The organism is Streptomyces beihaiensis, assembly GCF_026274175.1.
Lineage (GTDB): Bacteria > Actinomycetota > Actinomycetes > Streptomycetales > Streptomycetaceae > Streptomyces > Streptomyces beihaiensis.
This window is the reverse complement of sequence record NZ_JAPHNL010000015.1, coordinates 1-21,700: the sequence shown is the minus strand read 5'-3', so window position 1 is coordinate 21,700 and position 21,700 is coordinate 1. Positions and strand designations below refer to the sequence as shown.

18 protein-coding genes, 1 other RNA gene and 1 pseudogene are annotated in these 21,700 nt (G+C 70.7%); 12 read left to right on the top strand and 8 right to left on the bottom strand.

The genetic code is table 11. The annotated features are described in order from the left end of the window. The first annotated feature begins 307 nt into the window (after nucleotides 1–307). From OFY01_RS02790 to OFY01_RS02770, 5 genes are all read left to right on the top strand, one after another. Complete coding sequence (locus tag OFY01_RS02790; protein ID WP_266595945.1) at nucleotides 308–856, top strand: hypothetical protein; 549 nt, start codon at nucleotides 308–310, stop codon at nucleotides 854–856. Between the two features lie 1,699 nt (nucleotides 857–2,555). After that, complete coding sequence (gene mycP, locus OFY01_RS02785; RefSeq protein WP_266595943.1) at nucleotides 2,556–3,866, top strand: type VII secretion-associated serine protease mycosin; 1,311 nt, start codon at nucleotides 2,556–2,558, stop codon at nucleotides 3,864–3,866. Between the two features lie 6 nt (nucleotides 3,867–3,872). Further along, nucleotides 3,873–4,301 (top strand): hypothetical protein, encoded by a 429-nt coding sequence (locus OFY01_RS02780; protein ID WP_266595941.1) that lies wholly within the window; start codon nucleotides 3,873–3,875, stop codon nucleotides 4,299–4,301. A gap of 70 nt (nucleotides 4,302–4,371) precedes the next feature. After that, nucleotides 4,372–6,579 carry a DUF6571 family protein gene (locus tag OFY01_RS02775; protein WP_266595939.1) on the top strand — a complete coding sequence of 736 codons (2,208 nt, stop codon included), beginning with the start codon at nucleotides 4,372–4,374 and terminating at the stop codon, nucleotides 6,577–6,579. Between the two features lie 35 nt (nucleotides 6,580–6,614). Then, nucleotides 6,615–7,709, top strand: coding sequence for a hypothetical protein (locus tag OFY01_RS02770; protein ID WP_266595937.1), 1,095 nt, complete (start codon nucleotides 6,615–6,617; stop codon nucleotides 7,707–7,709). Between the two features lie 353 nt (nucleotides 7,710–8,062). Here the strand turns inward: OFY01_RS02770 and rnpB are convergent. Next, an RNA gene (gene rnpB / locus OFY01_RS02765) (RNase P RNA component class A) lies at nucleotides 8,063–8,476 on the bottom strand. Nucleotides 8,477–8,563: 87 nt separating this feature from the next. Between rnpB and OFY01_RS02760 the strand changes: the two genes are divergently transcribed. Further along, nucleotides 8,564–9,352 (top strand): MerR family transcriptional regulator, encoded by a 789-nt coding sequence (locus tag OFY01_RS02760; RefSeq protein WP_266595935.1) that lies wholly within the window; start codon nucleotides 8,564–8,566, stop codon nucleotides 9,350–9,352. 11 nt (nucleotides 9,353–9,363) lie between these two features. After that, complete coding sequence (locus OFY01_RS02755) at nucleotides 9,364–9,981, top strand: hypothetical protein (RefSeq protein ID WP_266595933.1); 618 nt, start codon at nucleotides 9,364–9,366, stop codon at nucleotides 9,979–9,981. On the opposite strand, the gene OFY01_RS02750 is transcribed toward OFY01_RS02755, so the two are convergent. Continuing rightward, on the bottom strand, nucleotides 9,932–11,482 hold the full coding sequence (locus OFY01_RS02750) for an RNB domain-containing ribonuclease (RefSeq protein WP_266595931.1): 1,551 nt from the start codon (nucleotides 11,480–11,482) through the stop codon (nucleotides 9,932–9,934). The genes OFY01_RS02755 and OFY01_RS02750 overlap by 50 nt on opposite strands. Before the next feature lie 125 nt (nucleotides 11,483–11,607). Between OFY01_RS02750 and yaaA the strand changes: the two genes are divergently transcribed. Further along, a complete protein-coding gene (gene yaaA, locus OFY01_RS02745; RefSeq protein WP_266595929.1) occupies nucleotides 11,608–12,399 on the top strand; it encodes a peroxide stress protein YaaA in 792 nt (263 codons plus the stop codon). Between the two features lie 98 nt (nucleotides 12,400–12,497). Beyond that, nucleotides 12,498–13,127, top strand: coding sequence for a bifunctional 4-hydroxy-2-oxoglutarate aldolase/2-dehydro-3-deoxy-phosphogluconate aldolase (gene eda, locus OFY01_RS02740; RefSeq protein WP_266595927.1), 630 nt, complete (start codon nucleotides 12,498–12,500; stop codon nucleotides 13,125–13,127). A gap of 73 nt (nucleotides 13,128–13,200) precedes the next feature. On the opposite strand, the pseudogene OFY01_RS02735 reads toward eda, so the two are convergent. From OFY01_RS02735 to OFY01_RS02725, 3 genes and pseudogenes are all read right to left on the bottom strand, one after another. After that, nucleotides 13,201–14,085: pseudogene (locus tag OFY01_RS02735) on the bottom strand (histidine phosphatase family protein); the annotation flags it as partial. Beyond that, nucleotides 13,968–14,711, bottom strand: a complete 744-nt coding sequence (locus tag OFY01_RS02730; RefSeq protein ID WP_266595948.1) for a zinc ribbon domain-containing protein — start codon at nucleotides 14,709–14,711, stop codon at nucleotides 13,968–13,970. The pseudogene OFY01_RS02735 and the gene OFY01_RS02730, both read right to left, overlap by 118 nt. Then, the gene (locus OFY01_RS02725; protein ID WP_266595925.1) at nucleotides 14,708–15,592 is read right to left on the bottom strand and encodes a Nif3-like dinuclear metal center hexameric protein; all 885 of its coding nucleotides are present in this window, start codon (nucleotides 15,590–15,592) and stop codon (nucleotides 14,708–14,710) included. Before OFY01_RS02725 ends, OFY01_RS02730 begins: the two co-directional genes overlap by 4 nt. Nucleotides 15,593–15,808: 216 nt before the next feature. Here OFY01_RS02725 and OFY01_RS02720 point away from each other — a divergent pair, with 216 nt between their 5' ends. Together OFY01_RS02720 and OFY01_RS02715 are read left to right on the top strand one after the other, a co-directional pair. After that, complete coding sequence (locus tag OFY01_RS02720; RefSeq protein ID WP_266595947.1) at nucleotides 15,809–16,951, top strand: hypothetical protein; 1,143 nt, start codon at nucleotides 15,809–15,811, stop codon at nucleotides 16,949–16,951. Between the two features lie 55 nt (nucleotides 16,952–17,006). After that, the gene (locus tag OFY01_RS02715) at nucleotides 17,007–17,186 is read left to right on the top strand and encodes a hypothetical protein (protein ID WP_266595924.1); all 180 of its coding nucleotides are present in this window, start codon (nucleotides 17,007–17,009) and stop codon (nucleotides 17,184–17,186) included. A 28-nt stretch (nucleotides 17,187–17,214) separates the two neighbouring features. On the opposite strand, the gene OFY01_RS02710 is transcribed toward OFY01_RS02715, so the two are convergent. The 3 genes from OFY01_RS02710 to OFY01_RS02700 form a co-directional block, all read right to left on the bottom strand. Continuing rightward, on the bottom strand, nucleotides 17,215–18,168 hold the full coding sequence (locus OFY01_RS02710) for a 3-oxoacyl-ACP reductase (RefSeq protein ID WP_266595923.1): 954 nt from the start codon (nucleotides 18,166–18,168) through the stop codon (nucleotides 17,215–17,217). A gap of 111 nt (nucleotides 18,169–18,279) precedes the next feature. Further along, nucleotides 18,280–19,365 (bottom strand): Zn-dependent alcohol dehydrogenase, encoded by a 1,086-nt coding sequence (locus tag OFY01_RS02705; protein WP_266595921.1) that lies wholly within the window; start codon nucleotides 19,363–19,365, stop codon nucleotides 18,280–18,282. 70 nt (nucleotides 19,366–19,435) lie between these two features. Further along, nucleotides 19,436–20,290, bottom strand: coding sequence for a MaoC/PaaZ C-terminal domain-containing protein (locus tag OFY01_RS02700; protein ID WP_266595919.1), 855 nt, complete (start codon nucleotides 20,288–20,290; stop codon nucleotides 19,436–19,438). Between the two features lie 314 nt (nucleotides 20,291–20,604). On the opposite strand from OFY01_RS02700, the gene OFY01_RS02695 reads away from it, so the two are divergent. Next, a partial coding sequence (locus OFY01_RS02695; RefSeq protein ID WP_266595917.1) for a sensor histidine kinase occupies nucleotides 20,605–21,700 on the top strand: 1,096 nt, incomplete at its 3' end.

Here is a 21,700-nt window from a genome sequence, read left to right as displayed (position 1 = left end):
ACCCGGCCAAGCGCAGGGAACCCGCACCACAAACCTCATAGCGTCACAACCGTCTCACTGGACTTGAAATCTTCCGCTTGACGCGCCAGTCCGAAGCACGACCTGAAACGTTCGGCATCAGCGCCATGAGGCCACGAGAGCCTTCCTTCCAGCGATCGATTCACGCCAACTCCAGCCGTCTAGGTATGGATACTCAAGCCGCCAGGATCGCCCGCCACTACCGTCGCATAGGGTTGGTTCGGGAGTACGGATTCGATCGTCACATGCGCGGCGGTCGTATTCACGTTCATGGTGGGGGAGGTTCGTCGTGTCCAGGCAGGCGGCGGACGGCGACAGCAGCGCGTTTTCCTGGGTCTCGGGGGCTCTCGGGGCGGCGGCGGGGGCCGCTATGGACATCGTCACCGAGTTGACGTCGTTCACAGATTTCCGCAAGCGCATCGACGAGCTCATCCGCGACCTGAAGGACTCACCGGCCAGCGCCCACCAGATGAGCACCGACCAGCCCACGCGCGCGCACTTCGGCGGCGGTCATGGCGCCTGGGGCGCGGCCGACGGCCTCGGCTCGGCACACGCCAAGGTCATCAGCGAGCTGGAGAAGCTGTCCAAGCTGCTGTCTGACTCGATCGAGGGCATGAGCCTGGCGGTACTCGCCTCGCACAAGGGCTACACGAACGTGGACCAGGACGTCCGTGACCGGCTTCACGCGATCACGACGGAGACGACGAAGAGCTACGGCGGCAAGTACGTTCCCGACCTGCCCAAGTCGCACGGATCGGGCGATTCCGACGGCCAGACGCAGGGCGCGCAGAAGCCGACGGCCCAGTCGTCGGGCGGCGAGACGGCGGGAACGATCTGAGATGGGTGGCAATCCGTTCGACGGCATGTCCCACGAGGAGATGCTGGCCTGGCTGGACCAGGCGAACCCGGCCGTGGTCGAGACTGGTGCGTCAAAACTGACGGCGGCAGCCAAGGAGATCGAGAAGATCGCCTCCGAGCTCAAGACACGTCCGCAGTACGTGGAGTGGAAGGGCGACGGCGCGGACTCCTTCCGCACCTGGGCTGGGGACCTGGCCAACGCCACGCTCAGGCTCAGCGACTTCAGCGCCGATTCCGGCCGTTTCCTGTCCCAGGCCGCCGAGGCGATCCACCGTACGCAGTCGTCCATCCCGCGCGACGACGGCGGCGCCCAGGCCGACATCGACGCCGCGAAGTCCGCGCCGAACGACCCGGCATCGGCTGACATCCTCACCAAGGCCACCGCGCGCAGGGAAGCGGTACGGCAGCAGGCGGCCGACGAGATGACCAAACTCGGTCAGTCCTACGAACAGTCGGCGGAGCAGATGAACGCGCTGACACGGCCGAAGCTGCCGCCGCCCCCGGAGGCGGTCGTGCCGAGCAGTGTCGGAGACCGCGGTTCAGCCGTCACTGAGCCGAACTCCGGTGGTGCGAGGTCAGGCTCAGGGACTGTGCCCCCCGCTGGCAGCTCTTCCGCCACGCCCTCTCCGGACACTCACATCGGCGGTTCGCGCACGGTTCACGCGTCTGCTGCGCTTCCGCAATCGCCCGGCGCCGACAGGTCTCCGACCGCGCCCTCTGTGGAGCCACCCGCACGTATGGACGTCGACTCTGTGGGCACGCTGCCGCCAGATACAGCACCGGGGCCGTCCGCCCACGTGCCCGCGCCGCCTGCCCAGGGCCCATCCTCGAGCAGCACGATCACGCCGACGCCCCCGATGCCACCGACCACGGTCGCGGGGCCGGGCGGGCGCAGCGCGTTCAGCAGCCGCATGCCGAAGCCGCCGACAGCTCCGGTCGAGGGGACGCAGCCAGGTCGCGCCGCTGGATCGGCGCGCGCCACTGGACCCACGGCGGGACGAACGACGCCGGGCACACCGCGGTTCACCGAGGGCCGTCCGTCGCCCGCCACCGGACGTGGTCCCGCGGGAACTCCATCGGGACGCCTTCCGGCCAATTCCAACGGCATCCACGGCGGCCGCCCCTCGCAGCCGACCCCAGGCCGTGGCACGCCCGCCCGGCCGTTCCGAGGAACGGTCGTCGGCGAGGAGGAACCGAACTCTCGCACCGGCGCCCGCGGCCCGATCGGCGGCACCGCCAGAAGCACGGGACCGCAGCGTCCGGTTACCGGCCAGGAGACAGCAGGCCGACCGAGGTCGAGCGGCGCCGAGGGGCCCGTTCCTGGCCGGAGCAGCAGCGCCGCCGGTTCGGGCGCCCGCAGCCCGGTGCGCACCACCACGCCGGGTGGCCCCGCTCCGCGACGTGCTGTTCCGGGGAGTGCGGCGACCTCGGGCGACGGTGTCGCCGGAGGTACGCCGGCCTCGGCCGGCCGCAAGGGAACCCAGCGCCCCCCGTCGAGTGCCGGTGGAGCCCGGACGGCACAGCACGTACAGCCGTCGACGCCTCACTCCGGCAACCGGAACGGCGGCCCTTCGGGCTATGCGACCGAGGACGAGGAGACATGGCTCCCCCCGGACCGGCGTCGTATCGTTCCCCCGACCATCGACTGAAACCCTCGCGGAGAAAGCAGCCCCCTCCCCATGCTCACCAGCCGTAGCCGATCTCTCCGTCGCTGGGCGGCGGCCTCCGCCCTCTCCGGCCTGCTCCTGGCAGGCGCTGCGGCTGCACCGGCGCAGGCCCAGTCGGCCCGCTCGAAGCAGTGGTTCCTGGACGCCATGAAGGCCGACCAGATGTGGCAGACCAGCACCGGCAAGGGCATCACCGTTGCAGTGATCGACACTGGAGTCGATGCAGACCATCCCGATCTCAAGGGCCGAGTTCTCAAGGGCGAGGACCTGGCGACGAACAAGCCGGGCGGTCAGCACACCGACTACGACGGCCACGGCACCAATATGGCGGGGCTCATCGCCGGCTCGGGCTCGAACGCGGGAGGCACGGGCGCCTTCGGGCTCGCGCCCGGCGCACGAATCCTGCCCGTCCGCCTGCCCCGGTCCGAAGGGCTTACCCAGACCCAGGGCAACAAGCAGCTCATCGGCGCAGTCGCGAAAGGCATCCGGTACGCCGCAGACGCGGGCGCACAGGTGATCAACATCTCGCAGGGGGCGACAGCCGGATCCACGCAACTGTCCAGCGCCGTCCGCTACGCGCTGAACAAAGGCTCGCTCATCTTCGCTGCGGTGGGTAACAGCGGGAACGCGGGGAACCTGACCGAGTACCCGGCGGCTACGCCCGGTGTGGTCGGAGTCGCCGCCGTCGGCAAGGACCTCAAACGAACCGAGGAGTCCGAGTACGGGCCGCAGGTGGACATGGCCGCGCCCGGCGAGGACATGGTCGCGGCCTGCACCAGCAAGACGCACCTGTGCCGCGGGCACGGCACGAGCGACGCCACCGCAATCGCCTCCGCCAGCGCAGCCTTGATCTGGTCCGCCCACCCGAAGTGGACGAACAACCAGGTCCTGCGCGTCATGCTGAACACCATCGGTGCCCCGGTCGACGGCTCCAAGCGCACCAACTCCATCGGCTACGGCATCGTCCGCCCCCGGGTCGCCCTGAAGAACCCGGGCGATCCGGGTCCAGCGAACAAGTACCCGCTGCCAGACCTCGCTGCGGCCACGCCGTCATCCTCTCCGTCCGCAGGGGCCGCTGGCTCCTCGAAGACCGATGAAGCTCAGAAGCCGGATGACTCCACAACCTCGAACAAGCAGAGCAGCAACACCGGACTGTGGGTCGGCCTGGGAATCGGAGCGGCCGTGCTCCTGGGCGTAGTGGCCGTATTCGCTGTCGTGCGCAGTCGTCGACGATCCCAGGCAGCATCCACCAGGCCTGCTCAGGCCGGGCCATTTCCGTATCCAGATGAACACGCGAGGTTCAACACGCGAGGGGGAAAGTAGACACCCATGGCGACAGGCAACGAGTCGACACAGATGCGGCTCAACCAGTTTCCAGCCGACCCGAGCAGCACGGCCAGCCCCCCAGGGGCTCCCGGCGGCGGTCAGAAAAACCTTGCGTCCTCGCCTGCCGAGAAGAAGGCGGCCGCCAACGCCATCGAGCAGCACATCGAGCCGGACACGAAGAAGGCCGGGAACTGGGCTGACGACCAGACCGGAGCCGTCGTCAAGGCGTTCGACGCAAAGGACGGTCATGGCTGGGTGACGTCTTCCGCAGTCAAGAAGGCCCACAAGAAGTGGGATGAACAGGTGCAGAACCTGATGAACCGGCTCGCATCAGAGAAGACGTCCCTGCGGGGAGCCAACAACGTCCTGCAGAGCACAGACTTCGGGGTCCGCAACCAGGTGCGCGGCTCGTCATCGCTGGACAATTTCTGAGATCGACCAGGCCAGCTCTACCGTCGACGAGCACGGCCAAGGGGGAACCATGCCGACGTATCACGAGATCATGACCACGGACCTGTCCACGCTCACCACCGCGGCCGAGCGGTGGGACGGCATGGCCAAAGAGTTCCACAAACAGGAAACGGCGTACCGGCGGGACGTGCACGGCATATCCATGGGGCCGACGTGGTCGGGGTTGAGTGCGGACGCAGCCAACCGCACCTTCGACATCACGCTCAAGGAGTTCCAGAACGCTCAGGTCGAGGTCAAAGCGATCGCCTCACTTTTCCGTGACGCGCATGCACAGTTCGTGGACCTCCAGAAGAAGTTGAAGACGGCCCGGGACGAGGCCATCAAGGCCGGCATGAAGGTGTCGGATCAGGGCTATGTCTCGTACGACTACAGCAAGCTCACCCAGGGCGAGCATCAGGCTCTGGCGCACGACCCCGACTACCAAGAGAGCGTCAGGAATACCGTCGAATCGTGGCAGCACCGCATCGACCGGTGCGTGAAGGACGTGACCGACGCTGATGAGGGTGTCGAGGTCGCGTTCAAGGGGGTCGTGAAGGACTCCGATCCCAACGACGGCACTACGAACGGCTTCAACGGCAAGGCGAAGGGCGACATCGAGAAGTACGAGGCCGACGAGGCCAAGGACATTTCGATGCGCATCGACTCAGGGAAGGCGACTGCGGCTGACTACAAAGAGCTGCAGCGGCTGTTCCGTGACAACTCGGACAACAAGGCATTCAGCCAGACCCTGCTCGATGAGCTCGGGGCGCGGGGGACGCTGAAGCTGTCCAACAACCTCGAGAGCCTCGGCCACTACGACGACAAGAAGCACGCCGACCGGTACAAGGATCTCGAGCACGGTCTCGCGACGACACTGGCTACCGCGACCCGCGACCCTCACTCCGCCTTCTACAAGCGCTTCCGTGAGGAGATGAAGAAGGCGGGTTCCGAGCAGTTCAAGGTCGACGGCCTCAGCCCGCTTCCGGACGAGAAGGTCCGCGGCTACCAGAGCTTGGTCACGCTCATGCAGCAGGGACACGGTTACTCCGGTCAGTTCCTCGAGGACACCGCGGACGACGTCCGGCACGCGGAAGAGTCCTACTTCAGCAAGGGCAACACCGAATCCATCTGGGCCCTTCGGGACAACTTCAGCGGCAAGGACCGTGGCTGGTTCGCCAATGACCCGCTCGACGGCGTCCTCGGCATCATGTCCGAAGACCCCAAGACCAGCACCGAGTACCTGGACCCGGCACACAACGACAACCTCAAGTACCTCCTCCACGAGCGGGACTGGGACACGGTCATCGACCACTACGCGACCCCGCCGGGCGGCACCACGATCGGCATGCCGGTCATGGCAGAGGACGGCGACGTCCGCAAGGGGCTCGGCGCCGCGCTGGAAGCTGCCACGACCGGCGACGCGCCAGGCTCTTATCACGCAATCGCAGAGCACACTGAGCCGCAGGCTCGCATCCTGCAGCACACCATCAACACTTTGGCCACGGACGGGAACGCGCAACACCTGCCGGAGAATCTAGCCAAACCACTTGCGCACATCCTGACGTCGTACACACCCGATACACATGACATCTTCGCCGCGTCAGACTCACACTCCGACATCGACTGGGACAGCCCAGGGCAAGTCTGGAGCAACAAGGACGGGGCACACATGGCTGTGGGCCACCAACGCCTCGCCGCAGTGATGCGCGGTATCGCCGACCATCCACAAGTCTTCGGCCATCTCTACGGCGCCGAACAGCGATACTCACACGATGTCCTGCAGCACATCCCTGCGAACGCCGACGACAAGACGATCACGGACCGGATCGTCGAGTCCTCACGCGCCATGGGTGCCTACGACGGCGTCCGGTCGGACGTCTTCTTCGACAAGCGGTTCCACATGCAGCAGTGGGCCGCCGACTTCAATCACGGCCTCGGCACCTCTTACAACACCGCAATGATGTTCAATCCCGTATCCGATCTCTCGCCCGCAGGAGACCTCGGAGCAAAGGCCATCGACGTGTGGGCGTACGAGTCCAACAAGGAGCACGTAGCCGAAGCCGTCACCAAGGCCACCGAGGCGAACGCCAAGCGCTACGATTCCGGCCTTCACGATGTGGAACACATGGTCAGGGCTTGGGGCGACAGCCGCGGGCACGGCATTGACAGCGACTGGACAAAGTCCTTCGTGCACTCGGGTCAGGACCAGTACGACTGGGGTCGTAACCACACGCTCGACACCCTGCGAGCCGACCGCTGACTCCCGCATGAACGGCATCCGACAGAATGAGCACGATGCAGACCAACTCCAGCAACCGACGGATCCGCGTGGGATGGGCCGCTTTGGCGCTCGTTCTGGCCCTCGGGATCGTGGCCCTGGTGCTGTACGGCACCGGTACGTTTGATTCCTGGCGGGACGACCGGTCCTTGGATCAGGCGTGCGACGGCGCGCTGGCGCAGGGAGGGCTCAAGGCGGCTCTGGGTACCACAAGCCTGCGGGCCGACTCAGACGAAAGCCGGGGTTCTTTGGCCGACTGTTACGTGAAGACAGCCGAGTCCGGGTCGGGGCGCGCTCTTCGGGTCACCCTTCGCTGGAGCAGTGACGCGCCCCCGTCCGGCAGCCTTGCCTGGTACGACGACAACTACAACGGCGTCAAGGGACAAGCAGCCCCCCTCGGCAATGGCTGGCCAGGTGTACTGAGGCACAACGGCACCTGGCAGAGCATGGTCACGCTCGATTGCACGAACGAGAAGAACAAGGCTCTGGTGGCCTACGGCGATCTGTACGGAGCGTCGAGCAGTACGGCTTTGACCGGCTTGGGCCGAGTGACGACTGAAACTGCTGAGAAGGCAGCGGAGAAGTACGGCTGCCACGCGAAGGCGGGCAGCCGTCTCACTCAAGTTTCGGTCTCCCAGCTCGGGAAGCCGGGTTCAGCCAAGTCGTTGAAGGCGGCTCAGGGCTCCTGCGCGGCACTGCGGGATCTTGCTTCAACGGCGGTCCGAAATGGAGTGCCTGACGCGCTGGAGTACCCCGCGGACGCACACACTCCGCAGGTCAACTGTTATCTCACGACGCCGGAAAAGAAGCCCGGATACGGTCTGTTCGCCTACTACGGGGCCTTCGCCAAAGACTTCCTGGCAAGCCAGGGCGATCAGTTGAAGAAGGGCTTCGGCCCCTCCCACGAAGACAAGGACTACGCCTGGGCCACGGCCCAGTGTCCCCAGTCAGCTCAGCGTGCCGTGTTCGTGCTGTACCACCTCTACGACCGTGACACCGACACCTTCCCGATCTCTCACTACTCCGCCCGATTCGGCAACACGGCACTGAAGGCCTTCGCCGAGCTCGAGGCGAAGACACGCGGATGCTCCGATGTTCGCATGGCTTCCTAACCTCGCGCTGTCACAGGGTCGGTTGTCCGACTGGTGATCGTGAACCAGAAAGGACCTCTGACCAGCGAGAATGAGGATTGCCGAGTTCCTTGTTCCCGCCACCGCCGGAGGCACTTTCCAGGCGAAGAAGCCTATCGGGTCGTGCCCGCGGGCCAGATGCGTCATGCGTCCTACCGCAGGTCGGGACTCGTATCGAGGAGTCCCGCGCCCTGCCGTGCCATGGCAACTTTCATGGCTACGTACGTAGCCATGAACCTGGTCTGAACCCGAACGGAGCGGAGTCTAGCCAACGGTCGATTTCGACGAAAGAGGGCCTTCGGCCAGCGAAAACGCTGGCCGAAGGCCCTGAGCGGCAGACGAGTCGGGCTGTACGCCGGGTTCTGTTCCCCGGTCGCCTCCCGGCGGCCGGGGCGACGGCCATCCATCTAGGGCCGGTGTTGCCACCGGCCTCGTGCGGTCTACCCGCGGACTCGGGCGGGCAGCCCTCGAACGTCCGCGCAGGAGTGCCTTCTCTTCCGAAGAGGCGCTCCCTCTTGACCTTGCTCCAAGTGGGGTTTACCTAGCCGCCTGAGTCACCTCAGGCGCTGGTGGTCTCTTACACCACCGTTTCACCCTTACCCGGCGCCGAAGCGCAGGGCGGTCTGCTTTCTGTGGCACTGTCCCGCGGGTCACCCCGGGTGGCCGTTAGCCACCACCTTGCCCTGTGGAGCCCGGACGTTCCTCGGGGGGCTCCGAAAGGGACCCCACGCGGCCGTCCGCCCGGCTCGTCTGCCGTGTCCGCCATCCTACCTGGGCCGACGGGTCGGGGCGGTCGCGCTTGACCCTGCCGTAGCGTCAACGTTTCTACTGGGGCCATGCGGATCGGAGAGCTGGCCGGGATCGTCGGCGTGACCACGCGTGCCATCAGGCACTATCACCACCTCGGACTGTTGCCGGAGCCCGAGCGGCTGGGGAACGGGTACCGGGAGTACGGGGCTCGGCACGCCGTCGAGCTGGCCCGGATCCGGCGGCTGACCGAGCTGGGGCTCGGGCTCGCGGAGGTACGGGACGTGCTCGCGGACGACGCGGGGCGGGACCTCGTCGAGGTGCTCGGCGAGCTCGACGCGGACCTGGCGCGCCAGGAACGCGAGATCCGGGAGCGGCGGGAGCGGCTGCGGACGTTGTTGTCCGACGCCGAGCGGGGGCGGCTGCCCGCCGAGGGGCCCGTGTCGGGCGAGCTGGCCGAGCTCTTCGGTGGTGAACTGGGGCAGCTGCGTGGCGAGTCGGCGATGGCCGCCAAGGACCGTGAGTTCCTCGCCCTCGTCGACACCAACGTCTCGCCCGAGGCGCGCGAGGAGCTGATGTCCGCGCTGCGGCCCTCGTTCGAGGATCCCGCGGCGCTCGCCACGGCCCGCGAGGTGTACGCGCGGTTCGACGCCCTGGCCGACGTGGCGCCGGACGATCCCCGGGTGGGCGAAGCGGCACGGGCCCTGTCCGCCCTGCTCCCTTCCGGGGCACCCGCCACTCCTCGTGGCGATGCCGTCGGCGGGCGGGCCGGTGCGCTGCTCGACTCCTTCCTCGCCGACCTCTCCCCCGCCCAGGCCGAGGCCGTCCGGCTCGCCCTGCGCGCGACCGGGCAGGAAGAAGAAGGGGGTGCGGAGTGAGCTCGGGGTGGGTGCGCGTTCTGCGGCGGGGCGTCGCGAACGAAGGGCGGCGCCTTGGCGACCTGTGGATGTGGGCGGCGCGGCGGCGGCACGCGGTCCCGGCGGGGGCCGAGGTCTTCGCGTACGCGCGTGAGCAGGCCGCCCTCATGTACGCGATGACGTTCGTGTACTTCGTCGAGGCCTTCGGGGTGTGGGTGCTGCTGCGCGACGCGCCCTCACTGCACCGGATCGTCCTTCCTTTCGACGTCTACACCGTGCTGCTCGTGCTCGGTGCGCACGCCGTCTGTGTGACCCGGCCGCACGTGCTCTGCGCCGACACGCTGCGCGTACGGCGCGGGCTGCGCGTGGATCTGTCGATACCCGTGACGCTGATCGCCGCCGTGCAGCGCGAGAACCGGTTCAGCCATCCGGCGCGGGAGGGTGAGCTCGATCTCGACGTGGGGGCGAGGACCAGTGTGACCCTGGAACTGACCGGGCCCGTGACGCACTTCACGGCTTTCGGGCGGGCCAGGGAGGTCACCGTCGTACGACTGCACGCCGAGGAGCCCGACCGGCTGGTGCGGCTGCTCGGACAGCGGCTCACGCGGGCACGAACAGAACCTTCGCCCGTCCCGGATCGGCCTGTGTGAGCCGCACCCTCAGCCGCTCCCCCAGCGGAAGCTGTGCGGCGGCGGTGCCGATGACGCCGACGCCGCCCGCGGTTCCGCCCTCTCCCTCTCCCTGGCCCTCGCCCTCTCCCTCGGCCCGCCTCCCGGCCTGGCCCTCGTCTCGGTAGCCGGCCTCGACCCGTGCCACGACCGCCCGGTCGGTCAACTGCACAGTCCCTACCGTCGGTTCGTTCTCCTTCACGTCCACGACGACCGCGTCGAACGTCTCGCCGATCCGGTGCTTCATCACCGCCGCCTCGACGATGTCGACACACTCGCGCTCCACGGTGCCCGCCCGGCGCGTGCCCTCGGCCATCTCGCTGGGCAGCCGCGGCAGCGCGGCCCGCACCCAGTCCGGCGGGTCCTGCCCCGCGCACGCGGCCAGGCACAGCTCCGACGCGTACCGGTCGACGAGACGGCGCAGCGGCGCCGTGCAGTGGGCGTAGGGCGCGGCGACGGCGGCGTGCGTGGCCAGGGGCGGGGTGTCGCCGCCGTCGAACGCGGTGTATCCGGCGCCGCGCAGCAGCGTCGTGCACTCCTGGAGGAACGCGGCGTGGTGCGGTTGCCGGGGGTCGAGGGAGCGGACGAGCCGTGCGTACGGGACATGGTGCGGCCAGTCGATGCCCAGCGCCGTCGCGGTGCGGCGCAGGCGGCCGACCGCACCGTCGGGGGCGGCGGGCAGCGTGCGCAGGATGCCGGTGCCGCAGGCCAGCATCAGTCCGGCCGCGGCCATGCCGGTGAGCAGGCTGATCTGGGCGTTCCAGCCGTCGGCGGGCAGCGGGGCGCGGTAGTCGAGCGCGTATGTGCCGTCGCGCGCGACGATCTCCTGCTCGGGGACGTTGAGGGAGATGCCGCCGCGCTCCACCTCCAGGGCCTCGCGCAGCCGGCCGATGTCCTTGAGCAGCGCCACCGGTTCCTCGGCGGTGCCCGCGTCGACGGCCTTCTGCACACCGTCGTAGTCGAGCTTGGCGCGGCTGCGGACGAGGGCGCGTACGACGTCGGTGGTCTCGGTGCGGCCGTCGGCGTCCAGGTCGATGGTCCACAGCACGGCCGGGCGGGTCTGGTCGGGCAGCAGGCTCGCCGCGCCCTCGCTGAGCTCGGTGGGGTGCAGCGGAACCCGCTCGTCCGGGAAGTAGAGGGTGGTGACGCGGCGGTGGGCCTCCGCGTCGAGGGGGCCGCCCGGGGTGACGAACGCGGCGACGTCGGCGATGGCGTACCGCACGCGGTAGCCGCCGCCGTGGCGCCGGGACAGGTGCATGGCCTGGTCCAGGTCGGTGGAGGTAGGAGGGTCGACCGTGAAGAAGGGGATCGCCGTCTCGTCACGGTCGGGCAGGCGCGGTGGATCGGCCGCGACGCGCTCCGCCTCGGCGAGCACATCGGCCGGGAACCGCTCCGGCACGTCCAGCTGGGCACGTAGGTCGCGCAGCACCGCGCCGAGGGGCGCCTGCGCCGCGCCGGTCACACGGAGGTGGCGGTGGGGCATGGGTCGAGCGTAGGTCTCCGGTGGCGCGGTGGCACGCCGTACGCTGGGCGGTCGGGCAGCGGCGCCGTCGGTGCCGCGCCACTGCCGCCGCTGCCGCTGTCGCCTGTCGTCCCTGAGGAGAGACCGTGCTTGTCCTGTTGCCGCCGTCGGAGGGTAAGGCCGCTTCCGGAGGCGGGGCGCCGCTGAAGCCGGAGGGTCTTTCGCTGCCGGGGCTCGCCGAGGCGCGGGCCGCCGTCCTGGACGAGCTGGTCGAGCTGTGCGCCGCCGACGAGGAGAAGGCGCGCGAGGTGCTCGGCCTGAGCGAGGGGCTGCGCGGCGAGGTCGGCAAGAACGCGCGGCTGCGCACGGCCGGGGCCCGTCCCGCGGGGGAGATCTACACGGGTGTGCTGTACGACGCCCTCGACCTGGGTTCGCTCGACGCCGCCGCCACGAAGCGGGCCGCGCGGTCGCTGCTCGTCTTCTCCGGGCTGTGGGGCGCCGTGCGAGTCACCGACCGGATCCCGTCCTACCGCTGCTCGATGGGGGTGAAGCTGCCGGGGCTCGGCGCGCTCGGCGCGTTCTGGCGGGCGCCGATGGCGGAGGTGATGCCCCGGGCCGCCGGGGACGGTCTCGTACTCGACCTGCGGTCGGCGGCGTACGCGGCCGCGTGGAAGCCCAAGCCCGCCGACGGCGGTGTCGCGGAGCGGACGGCGACGGTGCGGGTGCTGCACGCGCCGACCCGGAAGGTCGTCTCGCACTTCAACAAGGCGACCAAGGGGCGGATCGTGCGCTCTCTCCTCACGGCTGGGGCCGAGCCCGGTTCTCCGGCCGAGCTGGTCGACGTACTGCGGGACCTGGGGTACGTGGTGGAGGCCGAGGCGCCTGCGAAGGCCGGGCGGCCGTGGGGTCTCGATGTGCTGGTGGACGACGTGCACTGAGCCGCTCCGGGGTGCGGGAGAGCTCCTGCCACCGCCGAGCCGTTGCGGCATGTGCAATGACCTTTGCGCATGCCGCACGGCGGCGTCAGGATGCACGCATGGCTCCCTGTGACGCTGCTTCCGTGCTCGATCTCGCCCCCGTCGTCCCCGTCGTCGTGGTGGAGGACGCCGCCGACGCGGTGCCGCTCGCGCGGGCGCTGGTCGCGGGCGGGCTGCCCGCGATCGAGGTGACGCTGCGGACCGCCGCGGCGCTCGACGCGATCCGGGCGATGGGCGACGAGGTGCCGGGCGCCGTGGTCGGGGCGGGCACCGTGATCTGCGCGGCGAACGTCGCCGACGCCGTCGCGGCCGGGGCCCGGTTCCTGGTCGGTCCCGGCTGGACGGACGCGCTGCTCGACGCGATGGCGGGGTCCGGTGTGCCGTTCCTGCCGGGGGTCTCGACGACGACGGAGGTCGTGGCGCTGCTGGAACGCGGGGTGCGCGAGATGAAGTTCTTCCCGGCGGAGGCCGCGGGTGGGACGGCCTACCTGAAATCCCTCGCGGGTCCGCTGCCGCAGGCCCGGTTCTGCCCCACGGGCGGGGTCTCGCCGTCCTCCGCGCCGTCATATCTGGCGCTGCCCAACGTCGGCTGTGTGGGCGGGAGTTGGATGCTTCCGGCGGATGCCGTCGCCGCCAAGGACTGGGGGCGGGTGGAGGCGCTGGCCCGGGAGGCCGCCGCGCTCGCCTGAGGCGGTCGCGTCGCGGCGGTCGCGGTCGGGGCCGTGGTTGCCGGCGAGCCGGTGGCGCCGGACGGCGCGCCGGTCACCTCAGGTGCGCGGTCTCGTTCAGCGTGCGCAGCGTCGCGTTGCCGTCCGCGTAGTACGCGATCTCCGTCAGGGACGCCGCCGCCAGGTCCATGCGGAACATCGCCTCGGGCGGGGCGCCGAGGGCCAGCCTGACCAGCGTCTTGACCGGGGTGACGTGGCTGACCACCAGGACGGTGCGGCCCCGGTGCCTCTGCGCGAGCCGGTCCCGGGCGGTCGCGACCCGCTCCGCGACGGTCAGGAAGCTCTCGCCCCCGCCGGTCGGTTCCGCCTCGGGCGAGGCCAGCCAGGCTTCGAGGTCGGCCGGGTACTGGCGGCCGACCTCGCCGAAGGTCAGGCCCTCCCACGCCCCGAAGTCCGTTTCCCGCAGGTCTTCTTCGACGTGTACGGGCAGGCTCAGGTGCGCGGCGGCGGCCTGAGCCGTCTCGCGGCAGCGGCGCAGGGGCGAGGTCACGATCGTGTCGACCGCGGTCTTCCTCGCGGCCAGGGCCGCTGCCGCGCGCGCCGCCTGGGCACGGCCCGTCGCGGAGAGTTCCGGGTCGGCGCCGTGGGCCGCGCCGCTGCCGGAGAAGCGCCTCTGCGGGGTCAGTGCGGTTTCGCCGTGGCGGAGGAGGAGCAGGGTGGTCGGGGTGCCCAGGTCCGGGGGTGCGTCCGGGCGACCTCGCGCCGTGGAGGCGCTGCCGTCGCTCGGCTGCTCGCCGTCGTGGCTTGTCACGCCCTTCCCCACGCCCCTTTTGGGTGCCCCGGCCCCCGGCCCCACGGCCGTTACAGCCCCGACTCCGACGTACGCACCAGGATGCGGCGGCAGTTCTCGCAGCGCAGGACCGTGTCGGGGGCGGCGGCACGGACGTCGTTGAGCTCCGTGATGTTCAGTTCCAGGCGGCAGCCCTCACAGCGGCGCTGGTACAGCTTGGCCGCGCCGATGCCGCCCTGCTGCTCGCGCAGCTTGTCGTAGAGCCGAAGCAGGTCGGCCGGGACCGAGCCCGCGACGACCTCGCGCTGCTTGGTCACGGACGCCAGCTCGGCGTCGATGCCGGCCGACGCCTCGTCGCGGCGGGCCGTCGCGTCGTCGATCTTCGACTGGACCGAGGCGAGGCGCCCGGCGAGCTCCTCGACGCGCTCCTGCGCGGACTCCCGGCGCTCCATGACCTCCAGGACGATGTCCTCCAGGTCGCCCTGGCGCCTGGCGAGCGAGGCGATCTCCTTCTGGAGGTTCTCCAGGTCCTTCGGAGAGGTGACCGCGCCGGAGTCGAGACGCTTCTGGTCACGGGCGGCGCGCTGGCGGACCTGGTCGACGTCCTGCTCGGCCTTGGTCTGTTCGCGGGCGCAGTCGCTCTCCTCGGTCGTCGCGGCGACGTGGAGATCACGCAGCTGCGTGAGGTCCTTGGTGAGCGACTCGATCTCGGCGTGCTCGGGCAGCGACTTCTTCTTGTGCGTCAGCTGCTGGAGCCGTACGTCCAGTTCCTGGACGTCGAGAAGGCGGATCTGGTCGGCGGGCGCGGCGTTCAGTTGGGGGCTCCCAGAGTAGACAGGGTGGGTACGGATGCCGGGGACGACGCCGCGTGGGCGGTCCAGGGGTCGGTGACCGTCCTGGAGACGTGGACGCGAAGGTCCCATCCCTCACGGTCGGAGACCTCGTCGAGCTGGGCGGCGGCCAACTCGCACCAGGGCCACTCGGTGGCCCAGTGTGCCGCGTCGAGCAGCGCGAGGGGCACGGCGGAGACGGACACGGCCTCGCGGGCCTCGCTCGCCGGGTGGTGGCGCAGGTCCGCGGTGAGGAAGGCGTCCACGCCCGCGGCGCGCACGGCGTCGAAGAGACTGTCGCCGGAGCCGCCCGAGACGGCGACCGTGCGGACCGTCGCGTCCAGGTCGCCGGCGACCCGGATGCCCTGCGCGGTGGCGGGCAGCCGCTCGGCGGCGCGGCCCGCGAGCTCGCGCAGGGTCAGCGGGTGTTCGAGCTCGCAGATCCGGCCGAGGCCCCGGCGGCCCGAGGGGTCGGACGGGTCGGGGACGAGGGGGCGTACGACCCGGACGTCCAGGGCTCCGGCGAGGGCGTCGCTCACGCCGGGGTCGGCCTTGTCGGCGTTGGTGTGCGCGACGTGCAGCGCGATGTCGTTCTTGATCAGGGTGTGGACGACCTTGCCCTTGAAGGTCGACGCCGCGACCGTCGTCGTACCGCGCAGGTAGAGCGGGTGGTGGGTGACCAGCAGGTCGGCGCCGAGCGTGACCGCCTCGTCGACGATCTCCCGGACCGGGTCGACGGCGAACAGGACCCGGCTCACCTGCGCGTCCGGGTCGCCGGCGACCGTGCCGACCGCGTCCCATCCCTCGGCGAGGGCGGGCGGCCAGAGGGCGTCGAGCGCGGCGGTTACTTCAGACAGACGGGGCACGCACACAGGTTACCCGCGCCGCCCGGCGCCCCTCCAAGCCCGGCCTTGAGGACAGCGGCGAACGGCTACACACAGCCGCCGTCAGCACACCAGGCACTCGCCTTTCAGCAGAATCCGGACAACACCACCCTTTGGTGTGAAGAGGTGGGTGGTGGATGCCACGGAGGTACGTACGAAAACTAGCTTCGGCCGAGACAGACGGAGGTGAGCGACCCCATGACGGCCCTGGCCATCGAGCCCTCGACGGAGAGCCGGCCCCGGACGCCGCGGCCCGGCTGCGTGATCGCGGCGGACGCGTCGTACGCTGCCCGGCTCGCGCACACCGGCGCCACGCACGGCACACCCGCCGCATGGTTTCCCGAGCGCTGGACGCTCGACGGCCCCGAGCCGTACGCGGTGCCACTCCCCCGCAACCAGCCCGAGGAACCGGACACGGCGGTCCTCCCGCTGGCCGACGGGCGGGTGCTGGTCCACCGCGAGGCCGCGGGCCGCCACCTGTTCGCGCTGCTCTATCCGACCGGTCCCGGCACCGGCGAGGTGCCGCTGGGCGCCGTCGAGTGCGCCGAGTTGACGCTGCTGCCGCCCGCGCCGGACGGACGGCTGGCCTACGCGCTGGCGCCCGGTGACGGGACGACGGACGTGTGGCTGGTGGCGGGCGGCGCGTTCGGGCCCGAGCGGGTGGCCCGGGTGCCGGGGCGCTGCTCGGGCGGGGTGTGGCTGGACCGGGACGCGCGGCTGCTCGCCCTCGACCGCGCGGGCCCGGAAGGCGGCGGGCCGGTCAAGACGGTGGCGGTGGACCTGGAGCGCGGGGGCGAGGTCACGCCGCTGTTGCAGATCACGGAGGAGAGCGAGGACCGGCTGCTCCTGGCCGACCTGGACAGCGGTCTGATCGTGCTGCGCTCCGACGCCGCCGAGCCGGGCCGCCCGCGCCTGGGCTGGGGCGTGCTCGGCTCGACCCTGCCGATCCGCTTCCCGCGGGCGCTGCGCGTACCGGACTGCGCGGTGACGCCGTTCGCCGCGCAGCCGGGACAGACGCTGCTGCCGGAGCAGTGCGCGGTGGCGCTGCGCGTGGACGGGCCCGAGGAGAGTACGGCGTCCTGGCTCGGCGTGTGGCGCCCGTCGGACGGCGTGCTGCATCAACTCGCCGCTCCCGCAGGCTGGCTGACGGGGTGTGGGTTCTGGTCTCGGGACGGTGTGCTGTCCCTTCCGTACGCGACCGACACCGTGCCCTGCGGTGTCGCCCGCGTTCCCGCTCCCGAGCCGTGCCCGCGGCGCCCGGCCGCCCCCGCCGAGCCCGCGGCCCCGCGCCCCGTGCCACTGGGGCAGGCACCCCTCGGTGGCCGCAGGACGGGCGGTTAGACTCGCCCGGCTGCAACTGATGGATCTTGTACGGGGATACGGGGTGAGTTTCCCGATGGCGGAGAACGACAACCACGGTACGGACGCCACGGCGGACGCGGCGGCGCGGGCACGGGATCGGGTCGCCTCCGGTTCCGGGCGCCACCGCGGCACGCCGGTCACGGCGTCGGCCGCGCAGGGCGAGCGGCCGGAGCCGCGCGGGCGGCATCGCGGCTCGCGCGCCGAGGAGGAGTAGGAGAGCGCCGCCGAGGGCCGACCGCCGGTCAGCCGTGTCTGAGGCCGAGCACCTCCGCCGCCGCGAAGGTCTCGTTCGGCGGCCGGTCCTTGTAGTGCGGGGTGAGCAGCGCGTCGAGCTCGTCGTATGTGAACACGTCCTGGGCGGTGTCGAACTTCGCCTGGATTCTGGGCCGTTCGACGACGGCGACCATGCCGCCGTGCACGACGAGCAGCTGGCCGTTGACGTTCGCGGCGGCGGGTGAGGCGAGGTAGCCGACGAGCGGGGCGACGTGCCGGGGCGAGAGCGGGTCGAGCCGACCGGCCTCCGGTTCGCCGAACCCGGCGAAGACGTCCTCGGTCATACGGGTGCGGGCGCGCGGGCAGATGACGTTGGCGGTGACCCCGTACTTGGCGAGGGCCAGGGCGGTGGAGGTGGTCAGGCCGACGATGCCGCCCTTGGCGGCGGCGTAGTTGGGCTGTCCGGCGGAGCCCGCGAGGTATGCCTCGGACGACGTGTTGATGACACGGCCGTAGACCGGGCCGCCCTCCCGTTTCGAGCGGTCGCGCCAGTGGCGGGCAGCGAAGTGGCTCGTGTTGAAGTGGCCCTTGAGGTGGACACGGATGACCGAGTCCCATTCGTCCTCGGTCATCGAGAAGAGCATGCGGTCGCGCAGGATCCCGGCGTTGTTGACCAGGATGTCCAGTCGGCCGTAGGTGTCCGTGGCCAACTGGACGAGTTCCTCGGCCTGTTGGTGGTCGGCCACGTCGCCCGTGTGGACTGTCGCGGTGCCGCCGTCTGCGCGGATCTCCCGGGCCACCTGTTCGGCGGGGCCCGCGTCCGCGGCTCCCGTGCCGTCCCGGCCGGGCCGGCCGAAGTCGTTGACGACCACGGACGCGCCCAGGCGGGCGAGTTCCAGGGCCTCGGCGCGGCCCAGACCGCGGCCCGCGCCGGTGACGATCGCCGTGCGGCCCTTGAGCGGCTCGGACGTGGACGTGGGCATGGTGCGGGGTCCTCTCGCCGTCGGGGGTTCTGGTGCGTTTGCCTGGCTCGGGGTGGTCGCGGCCGGTCACGCCCCGTGGCGGAGCCACGGATCAGCCACGACCCCGCGCCTCTACAGCTCGATGCACGTGCGCAGCGCCGTACCTGTACGCATCTGGTCCAGCGCCTCGTTGATCTGCGCCAGCGGGACCCGGTGGGTGATGAGGGACTCCAGGTCGATGCGGCCCGCCCGCCAGAGCGCGATCGCCCGCTCGTAGGAACGCGTGACGTCCCCGCCCCCGTACATCGACGGGAGGATCTTCTTCTCGTCGAAGAACAGCTCGAACATGTTGAGTTGGAGGAAGTCGTCGAGCGCGCCCGCGCCGACCACGCACAGCGTGCCGCCGCGGCGGGTCGTCTCGTACGCCGTGCGGGCCGTCGCCGACCTGCCGACGACCTCGAAGACGTAGTCGAAGCCCTCGTCGGCGGTGATCCGCCGTTTGGCGTCGGCGAGTTCGTCCGGTGCGACCGCCTCCGTCGCCCCGAAGTGGAGCGCCGCCTCGCGCCGCGACGCGACCGGGTCGACCGCCACGATCTGTGCCGCGCCCTTGACCCGGGCGCCCTGGATGGCCGAGACGCCGACGCCGCCGCAGCCGATGACCGCGACCGACGAACCGGCCTCCACGTCCGCCGTGTTGATGGCCGCGCCGAGGCCCGTGGTGACGCCGCAGCCGATGAGCGCGGCGATGTCGAACGGCACGTCGTCGGGGATCGGTACCGCGCAGCCCGCAAAGACGACGACCTCCTCGGCGAACGTCCCGGTTCCCGCGAAGCCGAACACGTCAGCCGGACTGGCGCCCGGACGCTTGAAGTTGGGAGTGCCCGCGTTCATGAATCCGGCGAGGCACAGATGGGTCTGCCCGCGCTTGCAGGCCGGACAGGCGCCGCAGGCGGGAAGCCAGCACACGAGCACCCGCTGACCGACCGCCAGGCCGGTCACCCCGTCGCCGACCTCGGTGATCTCGCCCGCGCCCTCGTGGCCGGGGACGAACGGGGCGGGCTGCGGCAGCACCCCGTTCATCGCCGAGACGTCGGAGTGGCACAGGCCCGTGGCGCGGATCCGGATTCTCACCTTTCCCGGGCCGAAGCCGACCGCTTCGACGTCGTCCAGTACCTCAAGTTTGTCCTGGCCTGTCTCGTGCAGTACGGCTGCTCGCATGGCGTGCGGCTCCTTTGCCTGACGGCTGGCAGCTGGCGGGGGGGGGGGGGGCGGTGGGCGGTGGGGCGCCTCAGGTGTGGTCGACGATCGTGTCCGCGAGCACCGGCGCCTCGTCCCGCTCGACGGCCGTCACGGTCACCTGGATCCGGCCCGGCTCCCGCCACATGCGGATGCGGAGTGTCTCGCCGGGAAAGACGACGCCCGCGAACCGGGTGGTGTAGCGGGTGACACGGGAGACGTCGCCGTCCAACAGCGTGTCCACGACGGCCTTGAGCGTCATGCCGTACGAGCACAGGCCGTGCAGGATCGGCCGGTCGAACCCGGCGAGCTTGGCGAACTCGGGGTCCGCGTGCAGCGGGTTCCAGTCGCCGGAGAGGCGGTAGAGGAGGGCCTGGTCCTCGCGGATGGCCCGGTCGACGGTCCGGTCGGGCTCGCGGGCGGGGGGCTCGGTGCGGCCGGAGGGGCCGCGGTCGCCACCGAAGCCGCCCTCACCGCGGATGAAGATCTGCGCTTCGCTCGTCCACAGCGGGCCGTCCGCGTCGGCGACTTCGGTGCGCAGCACGACGACGGCCGCCTTCGTCTTGTCGTGGACGGCGGCGACGCGGGCGGTCGTACGGGCCTCGCCCTTGACGGGGATGGCGCGGTGCAACTGGATGGTCTGGCCGCCGTGCAGCACGTGCGCGAGGTTCACGTCGATGCCGGGCGCGGCGAGCCCGCCCATCATCGCCATGCCGGCTCCCGCGACCGTGGCGAAGCTGGGCAGGACGTGGAGCTTCGACTCAAGGGTGTAGCGCAGCTCGCCGGGGTCGGTGGCGGGCGTGCCCGCGCCGAGGCCCAGGTGGTAGAGCTGGACGTCCTTGTGGTCCCAGGAGATCTCGGCGGTCCTGGGTTCGGCGGCGAGGGCCTTGGCGGGGTCGATCGGCATGGGGCGGGCGCTCCTAGGGGCGGTCGGTCGGGCCGGTCCCGGCAAGACCTCGGCGCGGCCGTCCGCACCGTCGGTCGCGCCGAGGTCGTCACGGGCCGGGCGGCGGGCCGCGGACGCGGTTCCAGGAACCATCGCTAGAACCTGTTCCATTCCGCCCGGCGATCCTCATGTATAGCCAAGCGCGCGCGGGTTTGGAAGGGGCGGGGCCCAGACTTCTGACACCACGTCAGGAACCGCGGGCGTGACATTTGTACCGCCCAGGTGCGGACAACCGCATCTGCCGGGCCCGCCCCGCGCTGCGTACCGTCTGTGCCATGACCACAGGGGATTCGACGCGACAGAGACGAGGCGCGTGCGGCGATGCCGCCGAGCACCTGGGCCCGCCGCCCACCGGCTACTCGCTGATGCCGTGGCTGCTGATGGGCCTGGGCGCCCTGTCGAACCTGTTCCAGGGCGGGACTCCCGATCCCTGGATCGGCGGCGCCGGCCTGCTCGCCTTCAACTCCCTCTACATCTATGTGGTGTTCAGGGCATTCCACCAGCGGACCCGGAGGGCGGCCTCGACCCGTGTCGCGCTCGCCGCGATGACGCTCCTGACGTGTGGGCTCGGCGGCGCCTACGGGGACAGCTGGCTGTCGCTCTTCCCGCTGCTCGGGCTCGCGGTCGGCGCCATCGCCCGCGGACCGCGCGTCGGACAGGTCGCCCTCGCGCTGACGGGGCTCGCCGCCGCCGTGGCGGCGCTGCGCGTCGGCTGGGACGCGATCACCGTCGGATACACCACGTTCCTGTCGACGATGGTGACGGCGGCGATCCTCTCGCTCTCCGAGGCCGTGCGGGAGTTGCGGGAGGCCCGCGAGGAGTTGGCGCGGCAGGCGGTGGAGAAGGAGCGGATGCGTTTCTCGCGTGATCTGCACGACCTGCTGGGACACACGATGTCGGTGGTCGTCGTGAAGGCGGAGGCGGCGAGACGGCTCGCCCCTTTGGACCTGGAGGCGTCGCTCGGCCAGATCTCCGACATCGAGTCGGTCGGCCGTCAGGCGCTCACCGAGATCCGCGAGGCCGTGACCGGATACCGCGAGGGCAGCCTCGAAACCGAGTTCGACCGGGCGCGGTCGGTGCTGACGGCGGCCGGTGTCGAGCCGGCCGTGTCCCGCTCGGGCCCTCCGCTACCGCCGCGGGCCGAGGCGCTGCTCGGCTGGGTGGTGCGGGAGGCGGTCACGAACGTCGTCCGGCACGCGTCCGCGACGCGCTGCGAGATCCGTGTGACCGGCGGGCCCGAGCGCGCCCGCCTCACGGTCACGGACGACGGAGGCGAGGCGACCGGACGGACGGCGGGACCGATGGCGGGACCGGCGGCAGGACCGATGGCCGGGCCGACGGCGGTTCCGACAGCAGATCGGAAGAGCGTCG